Here is a 16025-nt window from a genome sequence, read left to right on the forward strand (position 1 = left end):
CCGCAGAGACCGAACTCGACGTCGTCGAAGGCATGCAGTTCGACCGCGGCTATCTCTCGCCCTATTTCGTCACCAATGCCGACAAGATGCGCGTCGAGCTGGAAGAACCCTACCTCCTCATCCACGAGAAGAAGCTCGGCAATCTGCAGGCGATGCTGCCGATCCTCGAAGCGGTGGTGCAGAGCGGCAGGCCGCTGCTGATCATCTCCGAGGACGTCGAGGGCGAGGCTCTGGCGACGCTGGTCGTCAACAAGCTGCGCGGCGGCCTCAAGGTCGCGGCCGTCAAGGCGCCTGGCTTCGGCGATCGCCGCAAGGCGATGCTGGAAGACATCGCCGTGCTCACGTCGGGCCAGATGATCTCCGAGGACCTCGGCATCAAGCTCGAAAACGTCACCATCGAGATGCTCGGCCGCGCCAAGCGCGTGCTGATCGAGAAGGACACCACCACGATCATCGACGGTGCCGGCACCAAGGCGACCATCCAGGCGCGCGTCGCTCAGATCAAGGGCCAGATCGAGGAGACGACGTCAGACTACGACAAGGAAAAGCTGCAGGAGCGGCTGGCCAAGCTCGCCGGCGGCGTTGCCGTCATCCGCGTCGGCGGCGTCACCGAGTCGGAAGTCAAGGAAAAGAAGGACCGCATCGACGATGCGCTGAACGCCACCCGCGCGGCGGTCGAGGAAGGCATCGTGCCCGGCGGCGGCGTCGCTCTGCTGCGTGCCCGCTCGGCGCTTGGCGGCCTGACCGGCGCCAATGCCGATGTCACGGCCGGCATCACGATCGTGCTGCGGGCGCTCGAAGCGCCGATCCGCCAGATCGCCGAGAATTCCGGCGTCGAAGGCTCAATCGTCGTCGGCAAGCTCACCGACAGCAAGGACCACAATCAGGGTTTTGACGCCCAGAACGAGGTCTATGTCGACATGATCAAGGCAGGCATCGTCGATCCGGCGAAAGTGGTGCGCACCGCACTCCAGGATGCCGGCTCGATCGCAGCCCTTCTGATCACCGCCGAAGCGATGATCACCGACGTTCCGGCCAAGGATGCAGCACCTGCGGGTGGCGGCGGTGGCGGCATGGGCGGCTACTAAAACCCAGGATTTGTCCGATCTGTTGGAGATGTGAATGGCGGCCCCGATCGGGGCCGCTACGATTCTCAAGATGATCATCGCAAAGTTTACGCAGTCGCCCGGCTCAGTCCCGGGAGGCAATCATGATCTTGCGGCTTTCGAAGGGGACGCAATCCACGCTAGACTGTCCAGGCGGCCGTCTGGTTGCGGAGCTCGCCGGACTTTGGCAAGCGATCGGACGAACCGCCATCCCCGACACGGAGACACGTTCATGTTTGCGGCCAAGGCCATCGACACCTCAGACAAGCCCGCGTTCTACCGCGACCTCGCCACCCAATTGAAGGCGCTGCTCGAGGGTGAGCGCGATTCGATCGCCAACGCCGCCAACACCGCAGCACTCATCTTCCAGATGGTGCCGGACCTCAACTGGGCCGGTTTCTATTTCCTGCAGTCGGACGAGGAAATGGTGCTCGGGCCTTTCCAGGGCAAGCCGGCCTGTGTGCGCATCGCCGTCGGCAAGGGCGTGTGCGGAACGGCGGTCGAACTCGGCACCTCGATGCTGATCAAGGACGTGCATGATTTTCCCGGCCACATCGCCTGCGATGCCGATTCGCGCTCGGAACTGGTGGTGCTGCTCGAGGACGATGAAGGCGTCTTCGGCGTGCTCGATCTCGACAGCCCGCTGCCCGGCCGCTTCGACAAGGCCGACCAGGCCGGCATCGAGACGCTGGCGGCGATCTATGCCGCGGCGAGTTCGTTCGAGGACTGAGCTGCGTCCTACGGCTCGGTCTTCAGCGCGCGATTGAAAGCTGCAATCGTCATGTCGATCAGTTGCGCGTGAATATCACCGCGCGATCGTGCTCCACCGTCATCGCAAACCGGGTCGCCGATCTGTTCGGCCGCAATGATGCCGGCAGCGCCGGGCTTACATTCGCCGAACATGCTGTAGTGGCTCGCATCCGCGATCGTCGCATAGCTCGCCTTTGAAATTGCTTTTGCGATCTCGGATGCGTCGGCGGTCACGGGAATCTTTCCTGGTCGGCCAAGATTGACGATAGCGACCGGAATTTTGATACCGGCAAAGCTTTTGACATCGAAGACATCGGATGGGGCAGGATCGATCGCCATGGCGAAATGAATGCGCTCATCCCGGTTGTCCCGACCGGCGGCCTGCAAATCCATGGCGTGAAGATCGACGCCGCTTTGCCTGACCCAGTCGCAGAGCGAGGCATTGAGCAGGTCCGTATCGCAATAGGCCGCCAGCAATTTCGGATCGATGCGGGCACCGGCTATCGCCAGCGCCGTGTTGCCGCCCATGGAAAGACCGAGGACGCCTACTTTGCCTTGTTCGAGGTGCCCTGCGAAGAAAGCGTCCTTCGCCGTCGCGGTCAGGGCAGCCGTGAGATCGGCGGGCCGCAACCAGAGTTTCATCGTCTCGGCGGCGGATCTGTTTTTCCCCGTATTTCCCGGGTGTGTGGGAGCGGCGACGACGAATCCCTGCCTGGCCAGAGGCGTTGCAATCCAGCTCAGGGCGTGTGGGGTTCCCGCCAGGCCAGCGCCATGCGAAAGCAGGATAAGCGGGAATTTTCCGCCAGCGATAGGCGCATCGCGCATGGCGGCCGTTCCGGCGAAAAGCGCGGTGTCGCCTGATATAACCATCTCGCCGCCCGGTTGCGCGGGATACCAGACCGTCACATCGAGATCGATGCCGCGCTCCTTGGATGGGGCAGGGAACTGACGAACGCCGACATTGTCGCCGGCGTCTGCGGGGTGTTGCATGAGCGCCGTGGAAACAGCGACGGCGCAGAGCATAGTCCAGAATTTCATTGAAATCTCCGTTGTCGAACGCGCCCTATAGGTGGCAAGGCCGGAGGCTACAGCGTCCGGGCAAGCTGGCGGTCATGTTCGATTGCAGTGTTAGCGACCCAATGTCAGCGGATCGGAGCGAAGTCCGCGACCTTGATCGCGATCAAGGACGTGCTTTATCGCGATTGAGTACCGTTCAGTGCGGAACGGCGCTGCCGATTTCAGCCGCCCGCCGGTTCGCAAGCGAGGGCGCCGCGTCAGGCGCGTTCCGGTCCCGCCAGGCGAGCGGGGTCATATCGGTGACGCGGCGGAATTCGCGGTTGAAGTTCGACTTGGTCTGGAAGCCGACCGCAAACATGATCTCCGTCACGGACTGATCGGTCTCGCTCAGCAGCCGGCAGGCCTCGGTGATGCGGTGTCCGTTGACATATTGCGAGACGTTCCTGGCCGTGGCCCGGTTGATCGCCATTGAGATCTGCCGTGCTGGAATTCCGGCGCGCCGGGCAAGCCGGTTGAGGTTGAGATTGGCGTCGCGATATAGTTTTTTCTCCTGCATCAACTCGTTGACCCTGGCGATCGCATCGGCGTTCTCGCCGGCGTCGGGTGGGGACGAAGTCTCGACGGGCTCGGCGGCATTGAGCGGGACATGGCTTTGGCTGGCCGCAGCCGCCGCCATGCCGACAATGACGAGCATGAAAAGATTGCCGATGCCGATCACGGTTGCCGCGCGAGCGCCATGTCCCGACGCCAGATCGAAGGACACCAGCATGTCGACGGCTCCCGACAGGCACAGCGTAGCTGCCGCGAAAAGGATGGCCCTGTAGACCGGGACCGCGCCGTCGAAGGGCGCAAGGCGAAGCCCGTCGGCGCCGGAGCGAAGCAGCCAGAGAATGGCGGCGGCGTAGGTGAAATCGATTGATGTCAGCGCCACGTCGATCGCCTCGCGCCAAAAGATTATCAGCATGATGATGATGACCGCGGGTGTCGCGTGGAGCCCCAGCAGGGCCGGCCACCGGCGGTCGCTGGTGCGAACCAGGCTCGATACGCCGGCGTAGAGCAGAGACGGCATGATCGCGGCGGATACGGGGGCGATATAGCCGACTTCGCTGATGCCATAGCCCCAGCGCAGTCCGGTGAGCACCGATTGCAACGCTGCAACAAGGATCAGGGCGAGAAACGGCAGGTTCGGTGCTGCCTCATCCTGGCGGCTGGCGACGACCCAAAGCAGGATGAACAGCGACAGGGCGACGACGAAGGGTAAGGGAACAAACGGCATGGATCGGGTGCGGGCTCGCGTGTTGATGCGCGGCAGACCGTAGCCGATGTGATTTGATTCCCAAACTCGCTTGTGCCGTCTGCGTGCCGGCGATCAAGCTCAGGCGAACTTCACCAGCATCAGGCTGAAGCAGCCGATGAACAGGAAGGCCGAGAAGGCGAGCGCCAGCGGGCGCAGGCCGCGCGAGCGCAGCTGAGAGATGTCGGCCTGCAGGCCCATGGCGGCCAGGCCCATGGTCAGCATGATGGTGGTGGCGAGCGCCATTGCCGATTTCATCTCGGTGGGCACCGTGACCAAGCTGTTCAACGCCACGACAGCGACGAAGGCGGCGACGAACCACGGCATGGGCGGCCGCGCCGCCACCTCACTGCTGCTCCTGCCGCGCGCCATCAGGCCGAGCGCGACGACCATCGGCGCCAGCATGGCGACGCGGGTCAGCTTGGCGACGGTGGCGATCTCGCCGGACTGGGTGCCGTTCTGAAAGCCGGCGCCGATGACTTGCGCCACCTCGTGGATCGAGGCGCCGGCCCACAGGCCGAAAGCGTGCTGGTCGAGGCCGAGCATGGGCGCCATGAGTGGGAAGCCGAGCATGGCGACGGTGCCGAACAAGGTGATCGAGGCGACGGCGTAGGTGACGTCCTCGTCGCGCGCATCGGTGACGATGTTGGTGGCGACGATGGCCGAAGCGCCGCAGATCGAGGTGCCGGCGGCGATCAACTGCGCCAGCTTGGCGTCGACGCCGATCAGCCGGCCAAGCGTGATGGTGAAAACGAAGGTGGCGCCAAGCGTCGCCGCGACAATGCCGACGCCGCCAGCGCCGATCGAGACCACCTGGCCGAGCGTCAGCTGGAAGCCGAGCAGCACGATGGCGAAGCGCAACAGGCGCTTTTGCGAGAATGCGATACCGGCTTTGGCGTGCACGGGCGTGCCGAGCACGTTGGAGTAGATCATGCCGGCGACGACGGCGAGGATCATTGGACTGAACAGCGCGAAGCCGGAAACATTGCGCGCCGAGAAGGCGACGGCAGTGATCATCGTGACCAGCACGATGCCGGGGACGATGCCATTCCAGCTAAGGGATTTTCGCCCTTGCGCGACATCGGCAGGAAACGCGCTTTTTGGAATATCGTTCGCGAAGTGGGAAACGGAAGACAATGCAATGCTCCAGGCGAGTATGCCGGGAGAATGCCATTCCTAAACCAATCTTTCCAACGAATTATTTTCGTTAGAATGATCGATTTTTACGAACGATCCACGGGCGCTGCCGCGCAGACGTCGCTTTCTGGGCGACCTGGATTAAAGCTGCGCCTCGATCGCGGCCTTGTCGATCACCGACCAGACGTTCCTGATCCGGTCGTCGAGGAATTCATAGAAGACGTTCTCGCTGAAGGACACCTTCCTGCCGTTTATAGGGAGCCCGAAGAAGGTTCCCTTCGGCGTGCAGTTGAACTGAAGCCGGCTGGCTAGGAACGGCGGTTCGGCGATCAGCAACTGGATATCGAAATAGAGGTCTGGGATTTCCCGAAAATCGCGCTCCAGCATGTCCTGGTAACCCGACAGTCCGACGCGGTCGCCATTGTAGTGCACCTCGTCATGAACGAAGCGATGCAGCTTCTGCCAGTCCTGATTGTTGAGGCAGGCGATGTAGCCTCGATAGAGGTCGGTCACGGTCACGGCGATGGCTCCGGTGCTGATGCCCGCCATATTGCGACAGGGCTGAAGGCCAGGACGTACAATAAAAGCAACACATAGCGGGCCGTAGTCCTGTTGCCAGTGCCCAAGTTCAGGGAACAATTCCGAATTCGTGTCCGCTCATCACCTGGTCCAACGCACGCTGATCAACGTGCTCGCTGTCAACCGAGGCCTCAAGTTGGGTCAACGGTGCTTGCAGCGTCCAGGTGACACCGTGGCTATCATGCTCGAGAACACCGGTGCCGCTCACCGCGGCTGGAGCGACGCGCCGCAGCACCACGCTGCCGAAACCACCATGGCCGATCGTCTGTACTTCAGGACCATCTCTCTCTTTCCAGATCAGCTGGAACTGTTTCTGGCCGACCAGTCCGGTTACCTTCCATTGCACCGTTATCGTTCCCTCTGCGGCCGAAAGGACGCCGTATTTAGCGGAATTGGTCGCGAGTTCATGAAACGCTATGCCGAGGTACTGGACGGCATTGGGGCTCAGCGTCAGGGAAGGGCCCGACATTGAGATCCGCTCCTCGTTGCCGAACGGTTTGGCCTGCGCAAGCAGCAGTTCGAAGATCGTGGCGCCCTTCCAGTCGCCGGAAACCAGAAGGTCATGCGAGAGCGACAACGCCATGATGCGCTCGCGCACCTGACGTTCGAACTGGGCCGGCGTCGATGACCGCTTGCTGGTCTCCCGGATCATCGAGATGATGACGGAATACTGGTTCTTCACCCGGTGGTTGACCTCGCGCATCAGCATGCGGATGCGATATTCGTTCTCCTTGGCTACTGATATGTCGCGGGCGATCTTCGAGGCGCCGACGATCTGCCCGACGGCGTTGCGCACCGGCGAGATTGTCAGGGATACGGGCACAAGGCTGCCGTCCTTGCGGCGGCGGATGGTTTCGTAGGTCTCGACCTGCTCGCCTTTGCGGATGCGCTCCAATATGCGCGGCTCTTCGTCCAAATGGTCGTCCGGTATCAGCATAGTTACCGACCTTCCGATTGCTTCGTCGGCGGTGTAACCGAACAGACGTTGGGCGGCTGAGTTCCAGCTCCTGATGACTCCGTTCAAATCCTTGCTGACGATGGCATCGAAGGAAGACTCCACGATGGCTGACAGATGATGCCTGGCCTCGTCGGCATGATGGCGGTCAGTGAGATCGAACAGCATATTGACGGCGCCGACCAGTCTGCCCTGCTCGTCATGAAGCGGTGTGGGATAGGGAAGGAACGGCACACGCGTGCCGTCCGGGCGTTGGGAGATAGCCGACTGGTTTCTGACCGGCCGGTTCTCCTTTAGCGCGACAGCCATCGGGCATTGGTCATGCGGCAACACTTCACCGTCGGTCGTGAACAGCTTGTGCGTCACACACCATTGGTCTTTTCCGAGCTCGGGTTCGCGCCCAGCGAAATCTGCCGCGGCCCGATTGAAATAGGTGATCTTGCCTTCGGTGTCGGTGGTGTAGATTGCTACGGGAAGATTATCGAGGATTTGGTGGGGCAGATCAAAGGTCGAGCTCGAGGTTTTCGTCACTTGCGCCACGTATAGGAGTTCCAGTTAACCGCAGTGAACGCGGTGCCGCGGAAATGGTTCCGCGACCATTTCCGGGGATAGTCACCGCAGGCGGCGGCGAGTCAAAGCCGGGTGGAAGCTGCTCACCGACTTACTCCTTGCCCCGGTAGCGCAGCGCGTCGACCAGCAGCGAGAAGGCCGGCGTGGCTTGCCGGCGGCTGGGGTAATAGAGATGGTAGCCGGGGAAGGGCCCGCACCAGTCGGCGAGCACACGCACCAGCCGGCCGTTGGCCAGATGGGCCGTCACCTGCTCCTCAGGCAGATAGGCAAGGCCGAGGCCGGCGAGCACCGCGTTCATGCGCAGAGCGGCCGTGTTGAACACAAGCTGGCCTTCGACCCGAACCTTCAGCTCGCGTCCGGCCTTCTCGAACTCCCAGGCATAGAGCCCGCCATAGGTGGGCAGCCGCAGATTGATGCAATTGTGGGTGGTCAGGTTCTGCGGCGTGCGCGGCTTTGGTCGGGTAGCGAAATAGGCTGGCGAGCCGACCACCGCCATGCGCATGTCGGGGCCGATGCGCACCGCGATCATGTCGCGCGCCACCTGTTCGCCCAGCCGCACGCCGGCGTCGAAGCGCTCGGCGACGATGTCGGTCAGTCCATAGTCGACGATGATCTCGACCTTGATGTCGGGATAGTCGGGCAGCAGCGGGGCGATCGCCGGCCACAGGACCGCATCGGCGGCGTGCTCACCGGCGGTGATGCGGATGGCGCCGGCGGGTTTTTCCCGCAATGCGCTCAAGGCAATGAGCTCGGTCTCGATCTCGTCCAGCCGCGGCCCGACGGTGCGAAGCAGCCGCTCCCCGGCTTCGGTGGGCGACACGCTGCGCGTGGTGCGGGTCAGGAGCCGTACACCCAGCCGCTCCTCCAGCGCCCGCACCGTGTGGCTGAGCGCCGATTGGGAAACCCCGAGCTTGGCCGCCGCCCTGGTGAAGCTTTCCTCGCGCGCCACAGCGAGGAAGGCGGTTAGCTCGTTCAGGTTGTCACGTGGCATTCATGAGCCCCCTTCATAAGATCATGCTGGATATAGCACCTAATCGGCACCAATCGCAGACCCTAGATAGGCGTTATCACACCGGGCACCTCCGGCCGTCTCTAAAGCCGGGCGGTCGTGTCATGGCTGTTGCCAGGAAGGGACAAAACCATGGACATCACGCGAAACGGCTCTCAGGCCTCGGCCAAGGGATCGGCCGACTATTTCACCGGTGCGGTGCGCATCGACGCGCCGTTCAAGGGCAGCGAGCCCGCCCGGGTCGGCGGCGCCACCGTGACTTTCGAGCCCGGCGCGCGCACCGCCTGGCACACGCATCCGCTCGGCCAGACGCTGATCGTCCTCTCGGGCGCCGGCCTGGCGCAGCGCGAGGGCGGCCCGATCGAATCGATCCAGCCCGGCGACATCGTCTGGTTCGCGCCCGGAGAGAAGCATTGGCATGGCGCCGCGCCGACCACGGCGATGAGCCACATCGCTATCGCCGAAGCGCTCGACGGCAAGGTCGTCGACTGGTTGGAGCATGTCAGCGACGAACAATACGGGATTTGACCAGGTATCGGCGCGTGGCGCCGAGTTCAACGCCCGAACTCTACGAAGGAGACCAACATGACCGATGTTCCAAGGCTGAAAAGCCCATTCTCCGATATCGCTCCCGCGCTTGGCAGATACAGCCCTGGATCGTTCCGATCCCCGGCACCACCAAGCTCAATCGCCTCGAAGAGAACATCGGATCGGTCACTGTCGCGCTGACGGCGAACTGCCGACATCGAGAACGCGGTCTCGGCGATCGCCGTACAGGGAGCGCGCTATTCTCCGCAACAGGAAGCAAGGATCGATCGCTAGAGCCAGGCGCAGGCTGAGGGCACTCGACGACCGGGTAGCCATTCCGGCCGACGGCGCAGGAGTTGAGGGGATCGTGCGCGGATCGGGTGGCAGCGTTTCAGTTTGAAATTTGGCCTTCTGCGAACTCGCGTCTTGCGGCCGTGAAAACCTCGCGGGCAGCATCCGCATTCATGACGGCGATTGCCAGCCCAATGACGATATCGGGCCAGGCCGAATTCCACACGAATGCGGTGACCAGGGCAGCGGCAATGATTGCCACATTGGCCAGGACGTCGTTGCGCGCCGACAGGAAGGCGGCGCGGGTGAGGCTGCCGCTGTGATGGCGATAGCGAGCGAGCATGAGCGCGCACGACAGGTTGACGAGCATCGCGCCAGCCGCCGTGAGCGTTAGCGGAACGAGAGCTGGCGGAATTGGAATGTTGAATTTCTCCCAGGCTGTCCAAAGGGTCGCCAATGCGGGGATCAGAAGTATCCCGGCCAGCGCCATTCCGAGCCGCGCTCGATTGCGGACGGTCCAGCCCAACGCGACCATGATCAGGAGATTGACGGATGCGTCCTCCAGAAAATCGATGCTGTCCGCGAACAGCGATACCGATCCGATCCAAACGGCTACGGCAAATTCGATCCCGAAATAGGCCAGGTTCAGGATGGCCACCATCCGCACCGCTTTGTTCAGCGTCCCGGTCATAGTTTGCCCATCGATTAGCTGCCGTTGGCACAAAGCATATAGCGATTCTATGCCCTGCGGGCGCGAGGACCAGAACCTTGTCGCCGATGCGAGACACTGTCGATCGAGCGGTCGCCTTGACATCGCCGCGCTTCCTGTTCCAACTTGGCGCCATGTTCGTTTTCGCGCCCGCCAACACCAAGCGACGTCGCCCCTGCACAGTGCGGAGCGGCAAGCTGATTGCGCGACGACAAAGACCGGCAGGATAGACCCGGTTCTTTCGTTTCCAGCCCCGCCCGCGAAACCGCCGGCGGGATTTTTCATGTCTGGAGCAGTTTGATGACCAACAATTCTTCCATCCGGCTTCGGCCGGCCGCGCCCGCTGACGCCGCCGCGATCCGGGATATCGTGCGCGCCGCCTATGCCAAATGGGTAGCGGTGATCGGCCGCGAGCCTCTGCCGATGCGCGCCGACTACGAGAAGGCTGTTGCCGAGCATCCGTTCGATCTCGCCGTCGAGGATGATCGGATCGTGGGAATGATTGAAACCATGCTGGCCGAGGATCATCTGTGGATCGAGAATGTCTGTGTCGCACCGGATGCGCAGGGCAGGGGGATTGGCCGGCTGTTGCTGGAGTGGGCCGAGCGCAAGGCGATCGAGTCGGGCCGCGACGAGCTTCGCCTGCTGACCAATGGCGCGTTCGAGGCGAACGTATCGCTCTACAAGAGGCAGGGCTACATAGTGGATCGGGACGAGCCGTTCATGGGCGGCATGACGGTCTATATGAGCAAGAGGCTAGCGGGATCACCGGCGATCTGAGGAAGGATTTCGATAATGGCTGCCAAGGTCAAGCTTAAGCAACTCCCGGGGTCTTACGCGGTTTCCCGGCTGGCGGCGGGCGAAACCATTCCCGGTTGGGCGGACGGACCAGGCTTCGTCAGCATCACAAGGACCGACGACGAGCTTTCGATCGTTTGCCTGCAGGACCGCGTGCCGCATGCCGTCAAGCAGGATATCGACTGGGTGGCCTTCAAGCTCCTGGGCCCGTTCGCCTTCGACGAAACCGGTATCGTGCTGTCGGTCATCAGGCCGTTGTCGGAAAACGGGTTGGGCATCTTCGTGGTGTCCACTTTCGATGGCGACCATCTCCTGGTGAAAGCCACGGATCAGGCCGCGGCGAGGCGGTTTCTGGTCGAGGCCGGGCATACCTTGCTGTAGTCCATCCTCACCAAGCCGGTTGCTGCCCAACCGCTCTGGCTCAATCACTGCCGCACTGGCTCAACCACTTCGGGGGTTGTGTTTGACAGCGGCGTTTGTGCATCGTTATCTCCAGCCAGATATGACGGCCCGGCGCGACCATGCGGCCAAGGAGAAAACCATGTCACACAATCTGCAGTTCTACATCGATGGCGCGTGGGTCGATCCTGTTGTGCCCAACCCATTGGACGTCATCGATCCCTCGAATGAGGACGCTTTTGCGCAGATTTCGCTCGGCTCCAAGGCCGATGTCGACAAGGCGGTGGCTGCCGCCAAGCGCGCCTTCAACGGCTTTGGTTTCACCGAAGTTAGCGAGCGGCTCGACCTGTTGAATCGCATCATCGCGGTCTACAAGAAGCGCAGTGGCGATCTTGCGGTTGCCGTGTCGCGCGAGATGGGCGCGCCGCGCCAGATGGCGTTGGACAGCCAGGTCGGCATTGGGCTGGCGCATCTGACCAAAATGGCCGAGACGCTGAAGGCTTTCGAATTCCGCCACGTGAAGGGCAATCATCTCGTGGTCAAGGAGCCGATCGGTGTCGTCGGGCTGATCACGCCGTGGAACTGGCCGCTCAACCAGATCACCTGCAAGGTGGGTCCGGCGCTCGCCGCCGGCTGCACCATGGTGCTCAAGCCATCCGAGATCGCGCCGCTCGACGCCATCATCTTCGCCGAGATCCTCGACGAGGCCGGCGTGCCGAAGGGCGTCTTCAACCTCGTCAATGGCGACGGACCGGGCGTCGGCCAGGCGTTGTCCAGCCATCCTGACATCGACATGATGTCGTTCACCGGTTCGACCCGCGCCGGCATCCTGGTGGCCAAGGCCGCTGCCGACACGGTCAAGCGCGTGCATCAGGAGCTTGGTGGCAAGTCGGCCAACATTCTGTTCCCCGACGTCGACCTCGCAAGCGCGGTCAGCAAGGGCGTGGCCGGTTGCTTCAGCAACAGCGGCCAGTCCTGCAACGCGCCAACGCGCATGTTCGTGCCGCGCGAGCGCCATGACGAGGCGGCCGGCTATGCCAAGGTTGCGGCGGAAAAATTCACCGTCGGTCCGGCCGACGCTGCCGGCACCAAGCTCGGCCCGGTCGTCAGCCAAGTTCAGTTCGACAAGATCCAGGACCTGATCCAGGCCGGCATCGACGAGGGTGCGACGTTGGTCGCCGGCGGCCCCGGCCGTCCGGCCGAACTCAACCGCGGCTACTATGTCAGGCCGACGGTGTTCGCCGACGTTACCCACGACATGCGCATCGCGCGCGAGGAGATCTTTGGGCCGGTACTGGCGATCATGCCCTATGACAGCGTCGACGAGGTGGTCGAGACCGCCAACGACACCGTCTATGGCCTCGCCTCCTACATCCAGGCCAAGGACATGAAGAAGGCGCGCGAAGTCGCGGCGCGCATGCGCACCGGCAATGTCTACATCAACTATCCCCAGTGGGACGCCGGCCTGCCGTTCGGCGGCTACAAGCAGTCGGGCAATGGCCGCGAATATGCCGAATACGGACTTGAGGATTTCCTCGAGATCAAGGGCATCGCGGGATATGAAGCGGCTGAGTAGGCACCGTACAGTGTGATGCAATAAAGGGCGCGGCCTGCGGTGTGGGCCGCGCCTTTTCATTTTGCAGCCAAGCCTTGCCATCTCCGCATTCTTGCCAATTGGCAAATACATGCTATATATCTGCCAATCAGCAAGGTGAACGCAATGCAGCTTCAATCCATCGTCACCACGCCGGCCACGTTCGGAGCCGCTATCTCGGATGAAGAAGCGGGCGCGCTGGCGCGCACAACGGTCAATCTGTTCAAGGCCTGGAACCTCACCGACCTGGAGGCCTGCATCCTGCTCGGCGGTATGTCGGCGCGCACCTGGGCACGCTGGAAGACTGGGGCGAAGGAAGGTGGCATCGGCAGGATCGACCGCGACCTGCGCACCCGCATGGCGCATCTGATGGGCATCCACAAGGGCCTGCGCTACCTCTTCACGGAACCGGCGCGCGGCTATGCCTGGATCCGCAAGCCCAATGCCACCTTTGGCGGCCAGTCGGCGCTCGACCTGATGCTGCGCGGCGAAATCTCCGATCTCTCGGCGATGCGCGAATGGCTCGATGCGGAGCGTGGTGCATGGTGAGTGGGCTTGCGGTCCGTCGCCGCGTCGACTGGCACCAGACCTTCCGCATCATCCGTTCCATCCACCCACCGATCGACCTGTTCGAAGACATTGCCGACCCGCGCGACTGGGAGGCGCTTGCCGCCGTCGAGGCGAAGACAAACCCACGCATAAGGTTCGAGATCGGCGATCTCGGCAAGGTTTCGGCCGCAAGGCGGATTTCCGGCCCCGGCGCCAGTTTCGTGATGGCGCCCTTCGTGCATTGCTCGACGCTCAGACCAGGCCGCTTCTCGGATGGCAGCTACGGGATTTATTATGCGGGTGACAGCGAGGAGGTGGCGCTGGCCGAGACCATTCACCACCATCAGAAATTCATGCGCGCCACCAACGAAGGGCCGGGCTGGACGGCGGATTTCCGCGTGCTGATCGGCAACGTCGACCGCGACCTCGATGACGTCAACGCCGTGCCCGGCGTGCTCGACCCGGACGACTATTCCGCCTCGCAGGCGGAAGGGCGGGCGCTGCGGGCAGCAGGCAGCGACGGGCTGGTGTGGAACAGCGTGCGCATGCCGGGCGGCGGCTGCATCGGCATCTTCTGGCCCGATGTCATTGCCATTCCAGTGCAGGGCCGCCACTACAGCTACCACTGGGATGGTGCCCGGGTGGACTTCGTGCGCCAGCACGATACGGGAAAGGTGCTTGCCGTCACATCATAGCGGCGGACATCCTTTACAGATCGCGGGGGAGTCGATATTCACGAATCCATAAATCCAAGGATTCGGATATATGAATAGGAAGGGCACTTTGAACGCGCTGGCCGCACTTGGCCAGGAGACGCGGCTGGATGTCTTCCGGCTGCTCGTGCGTGCCGGCCCGGAAGGCATTCCAGCCGGCGAGATCGCAACGAGGCTGGACACGGTCCAGAACACCATGTCGGCGCATCTGAAGGTGCTCGCCCATGCCGGGCTGATCCGTCCCGAACGCGACGGAAGGACCGTGCGCTATGTCGCCGACATGACCGGCTTGCGCGACCTGCTGGCCTATCTGATGGAAGATTGCTGCAATGGCGCGCCGGAGCTCTGCCGCCCGGTCATCAATGCCGTGACCTGTGACTGCTGAGGGGCTTGTGACTGTCCGCCGCGCGCCGTTCGAACAAGGAAGCCATCATGACCGATCATGCTCTGAACACAGCTGAGGCGGTGCGGCCCGGCATCGGCTTCGTCGAGAAATATCTGACGGTGTGGGTGGCACTGTGCATCGTCGCGGGCATCGCGCTTGGCCATCTGCTGCCGGGCGTGTTCGGCGCCATCGCGTTGGCCGAGATCGCCAGGGTCAACATTCCTGTCGCCGTGCTGATCTGGCTGATGATCGTGCCGATGCTCTTGCGCGTCGATTTCGCCTCGCTGGCCAAGGTCGGCACCTATTGGCGCGGCATCGGCGTGACGCTGTTCATCAACTGGGCGGTGAAGCCGTTCTCGATGGCGCTGCTGGGCTGGCTCTTCATCGGCTGGTTGTTCCGGCCGTGGCTGCCCGCCGTGCAGATCGATTCCTACATTGCCGGGCTGATCATCCTTGCCGCGGCGCCGTGCACGGCGATGGTTTTCGTCTGGTCGAACCTGACGCGCGGCGAGCCGAATTTCACGCTGTCGCAGGTAGCGCTCAACGACGCTATCATGATCGTTGCTTTCGCGCCAATCGTCGGCCTGCTGCTCGGCCTGTCGGCGATCACCGTGCCATGGGGCACGCTGATGCTGTCGGTCGCACTCTACATCGTCGCGCCGGTGATCGTCGCGCAGTTGGTTCGTGGCCGGCTGCTGGCAGCGAGGGGACAGGCCGGGCTTGAGGCCCTGCTTGCCACGCTGCAGCCCCTGTCGCTGGTTGCCTTGCTGGCGACGTTGGTGCTGCTGTTCGGCTTTCAGGGCGAGCAGATCATCGCGCAGCCATTGGTGATCGTGCTGCTGGCGGTGCCGATCCTGATCCAGGTCTATTTCAATTCCGGTCTTGCCTATCTGCTCAACCGCCTCAGCGGCGAACGACACTGCGTGGCTGGACCATCGGCGCTGATCGGCGCGTCGAACTTCTTCGAGCTGGCGGTGGCCGCCGCGATCGCGCTGTTCGGGCTGAATTCTGGCGCGGCCCTTGCCACTGTGGTCGGGGTGCTCATCGAGGTTCCGGTCATGCTGTCGGTGGTGTGGATCGTGAACCGCAGCAAGGGCTGGTACGAGATGGGCGGCGCCGTCCGGAATACCATGTCGGCTGAGAGGACCTCGAAATGACCATCACCATCTACCACAATCCCGATTGCGGCACGTCGCGCAACACGTTGGCCATGATCCGCCAGTCGGGCGAGGAGCCGGAGGTGATCGAATATCTGAAGACGCCGCCATCGCGCGAAAGGTTGGTCGACCTGATCGCGGCGATGGGCATTACACCGCGCGCCCTGCTGCGCGAGAAGGGCACACCCTATGCCGAACTCGGCCTTGCCGACCCGAAATGGTCCGACCAGCAGATCCTCGATTTCATGCTGGCACATCCGATCCTGATCAACCGGCCGATCGTCGTCAGTCCGCTCGGCGTCGTGCTGGCGCGGCCGTCGGAAAAGGTGCTGGACATTCTGCCCAATCCGGACATCGGCACGTTCACCAAGGAGGATGGCGAGGTGGTCATTTACGCCTCGGGCAAGCGCCCCGGTTGACGCTATTTCCATAATTTTCGAAATTGGGTTGACGGCGCGAAAAGTGCTGCGTAGCTTATTTCCATG

At 62.8% G+C, this 16025-nt stretch carries 18 protein-coding genes; 11 read left to right on the forward strand and 7 right to left on the reverse strand.

All coding sequences use genetic code 11. The annotated features are described in order from the left end of the window. Both groEL and ENZ74_RS05015 read left to right on the forward strand, forming a co-directional pair. On the forward strand, positions 1 to 1088 hold a 1088-nt coding region (groEL, locus tag ENZ74_RS05010; RefSeq protein WP_127312682.1), incomplete at its 5' end, for a chaperonin GroEL. A 250-nt stretch (positions 1089 to 1338) separates the two neighbouring features. Continuing rightward, positions 1339 to 1836 (forward strand): GAF domain-containing protein, encoded by a 498-nt coding sequence (locus ENZ74_RS05015; RefSeq protein ID WP_063168667.1) that lies wholly within the window; start codon positions 1339 to 1341, stop codon positions 1834 to 1836. Between the two features lie 8 nt (positions 1837 to 1844). Here the strand turns inward: ENZ74_RS05015 and ENZ74_RS05020 are convergent, their stop codons facing one another. The 6 genes from ENZ74_RS05020 to ENZ74_RS05045 all read right to left on the reverse strand — a co-directional run bounded on the left by ENZ74_RS05020 (position 1845) and on the right by ENZ74_RS05045 (position 8399). Then, positions 1845 to 2894 carry a dienelactone hydrolase gene (locus tag ENZ74_RS05020; protein ID WP_063168666.1) on the reverse strand — a complete coding sequence of 350 codons (1050 nt, stop codon included), beginning with the start codon at positions 2892 to 2894 and terminating at the stop codon, positions 1845 to 1847. Positions 2895 to 3069: 175 nt separating this feature from the next. Further along, on the reverse strand, positions 3070 to 4149 hold the full coding sequence (locus ENZ74_RS05025; protein ID WP_063168665.1) for an AraC family transcriptional regulator: 1080 nt from the start codon (positions 4147 to 4149) through the stop codon (positions 3070 to 3072). Between the two features lie 99 nt (positions 4150 to 4248). Continuing rightward, positions 4249 to 5304 (reverse strand): YeiH family protein, encoded by a 1056-nt coding sequence (locus ENZ74_RS05030; RefSeq protein ID WP_063168664.1) that lies wholly within the window; start codon positions 5302 to 5304, stop codon positions 4249 to 4251. Positions 5305 to 5445: 141 nt separating this feature from the next. After that, positions 5446 to 5823 carry an ester cyclase gene (locus ENZ74_RS05035; protein ID WP_024501791.1) on the reverse strand — a complete coding sequence of 126 codons (378 nt, stop codon included), beginning with the start codon at positions 5821 to 5823 and terminating at the stop codon, positions 5446 to 5448. Between the two features lie 109 nt (positions 5824 to 5932). Then, entirely contained in the window at positions 5933 to 7378 is a 1446-nt protein-coding gene (locus tag ENZ74_RS05040; protein WP_013530540.1) for a PAS domain S-box protein, read from the reverse strand. A gap of 121 nt (positions 7379 to 7499) precedes the next feature. Continuing rightward, complete coding sequence (locus tag ENZ74_RS05045) at positions 7500 to 8399, reverse strand: LysR family transcriptional regulator (protein ID WP_063168663.1); 900 nt, start codon at positions 8397 to 8399, stop codon at positions 7500 to 7502. A gap of 150 nt (positions 8400 to 8549) precedes the next feature. On the opposite strand from ENZ74_RS05045, the gene ENZ74_RS05050 reads away from it, so the two are divergent. Beyond that, complete coding sequence (locus tag ENZ74_RS05050) at positions 8550 to 8945, forward strand: cupin domain-containing protein (RefSeq protein WP_027160872.1); 396 nt, start codon at positions 8550 to 8552, stop codon at positions 8943 to 8945. A gap of 391 nt (positions 8946 to 9336) precedes the next feature. On the opposite strand, the gene ENZ74_RS05060 is transcribed toward ENZ74_RS05050, so the two are convergent. Further along, positions 9337 to 9927, reverse strand: a complete 591-nt coding sequence (locus tag ENZ74_RS05060) for a cation diffusion facilitator family transporter (RefSeq protein ID WP_063168662.1) — start codon at positions 9925 to 9927, stop codon at positions 9337 to 9339. A gap of 318 nt (positions 9928 to 10245) precedes the next feature. Here ENZ74_RS05060 and ENZ74_RS05065 point away from each other — a divergent pair, with 318 nt between their 5' ends. From ENZ74_RS05065 to arsC, 8 genes are all read left to right on the forward strand, one after another. After that, a complete protein-coding gene (locus tag ENZ74_RS05065; RefSeq protein ID WP_024501788.1) occupies positions 10246 to 10725 on the forward strand; it encodes a GNAT family N-acetyltransferase in 480 nt (159 codons plus the stop codon). A gap of 15 nt (positions 10726 to 10740) precedes the next feature. Beyond that, positions 10741 to 11124 carry an ACT domain-containing protein gene (locus ENZ74_RS05070; protein WP_063168661.1) on the forward strand — a complete coding sequence of 128 codons (384 nt, stop codon included), beginning with the start codon at positions 10741 to 10743 and terminating at the stop codon, positions 11122 to 11124. Positions 11125 to 11284: 160 nt separating this feature from the next. Next, positions 11285 to 12718 (forward strand): aldehyde dehydrogenase family protein, encoded by a 1434-nt coding sequence (locus tag ENZ74_RS05075; protein WP_063170298.1) that lies wholly within the window; start codon positions 11285 to 11287, stop codon positions 12716 to 12718. 144 nt (positions 12719 to 12862) lie between these two features. Further along, complete coding sequence (locus ENZ74_RS05080) at positions 12863 to 13285, forward strand: MbcA/ParS/Xre antitoxin family protein (protein WP_013530547.1); 423 nt, start codon at positions 12863 to 12865, stop codon at positions 13283 to 13285. Further along, positions 13279 to 13980, forward strand: coding sequence for an RES family NAD+ phosphorylase (locus ENZ74_RS05085; RefSeq protein ID WP_063168660.1), 702 nt, complete (start codon positions 13279 to 13281; stop codon positions 13978 to 13980). The genes ENZ74_RS05080 and ENZ74_RS05085 overlap by 7 nt, the downstream gene beginning before the upstream one ends. Positions 13981 to 14050: 70 nt before the next feature. After that, complete coding sequence (locus ENZ74_RS05090) at positions 14051 to 14383, forward strand: metalloregulator ArsR/SmtB family transcription factor (RefSeq protein WP_013530549.1); 333 nt, start codon at positions 14051 to 14053, stop codon at positions 14381 to 14383. A 92-nt stretch (positions 14384 to 14475) separates the two neighbouring features. Then, on the forward strand, positions 14476 to 15540 hold the full coding sequence (arsB, locus tag ENZ74_RS05095; RefSeq protein ID WP_164747183.1) for an ACR3 family arsenite efflux transporter: 1065 nt from the start codon (positions 14476 to 14478) through the stop codon (positions 15538 to 15540). After that, positions 15537 to 15959, forward strand: a complete 423-nt coding sequence (gene arsC, locus ENZ74_RS05100; protein WP_063168658.1) for an arsenate reductase (glutaredoxin) — start codon at positions 15537 to 15539, stop codon at positions 15957 to 15959. The genes arsB and arsC overlap by 4 nt, the downstream gene beginning before the upstream one ends. Positions 15960 to 16025 lie beyond the last annotated feature (66 nt).

Source organism: Mesorhizobium sp. M7A.F.Ca.CA.002.15.2.1 (assembly GCF_003998715.1).
Lineage (GTDB): Bacteria > Pseudomonadota > Alphaproteobacteria > Rhizobiales > Rhizobiaceae > Mesorhizobium > Mesorhizobium ciceri.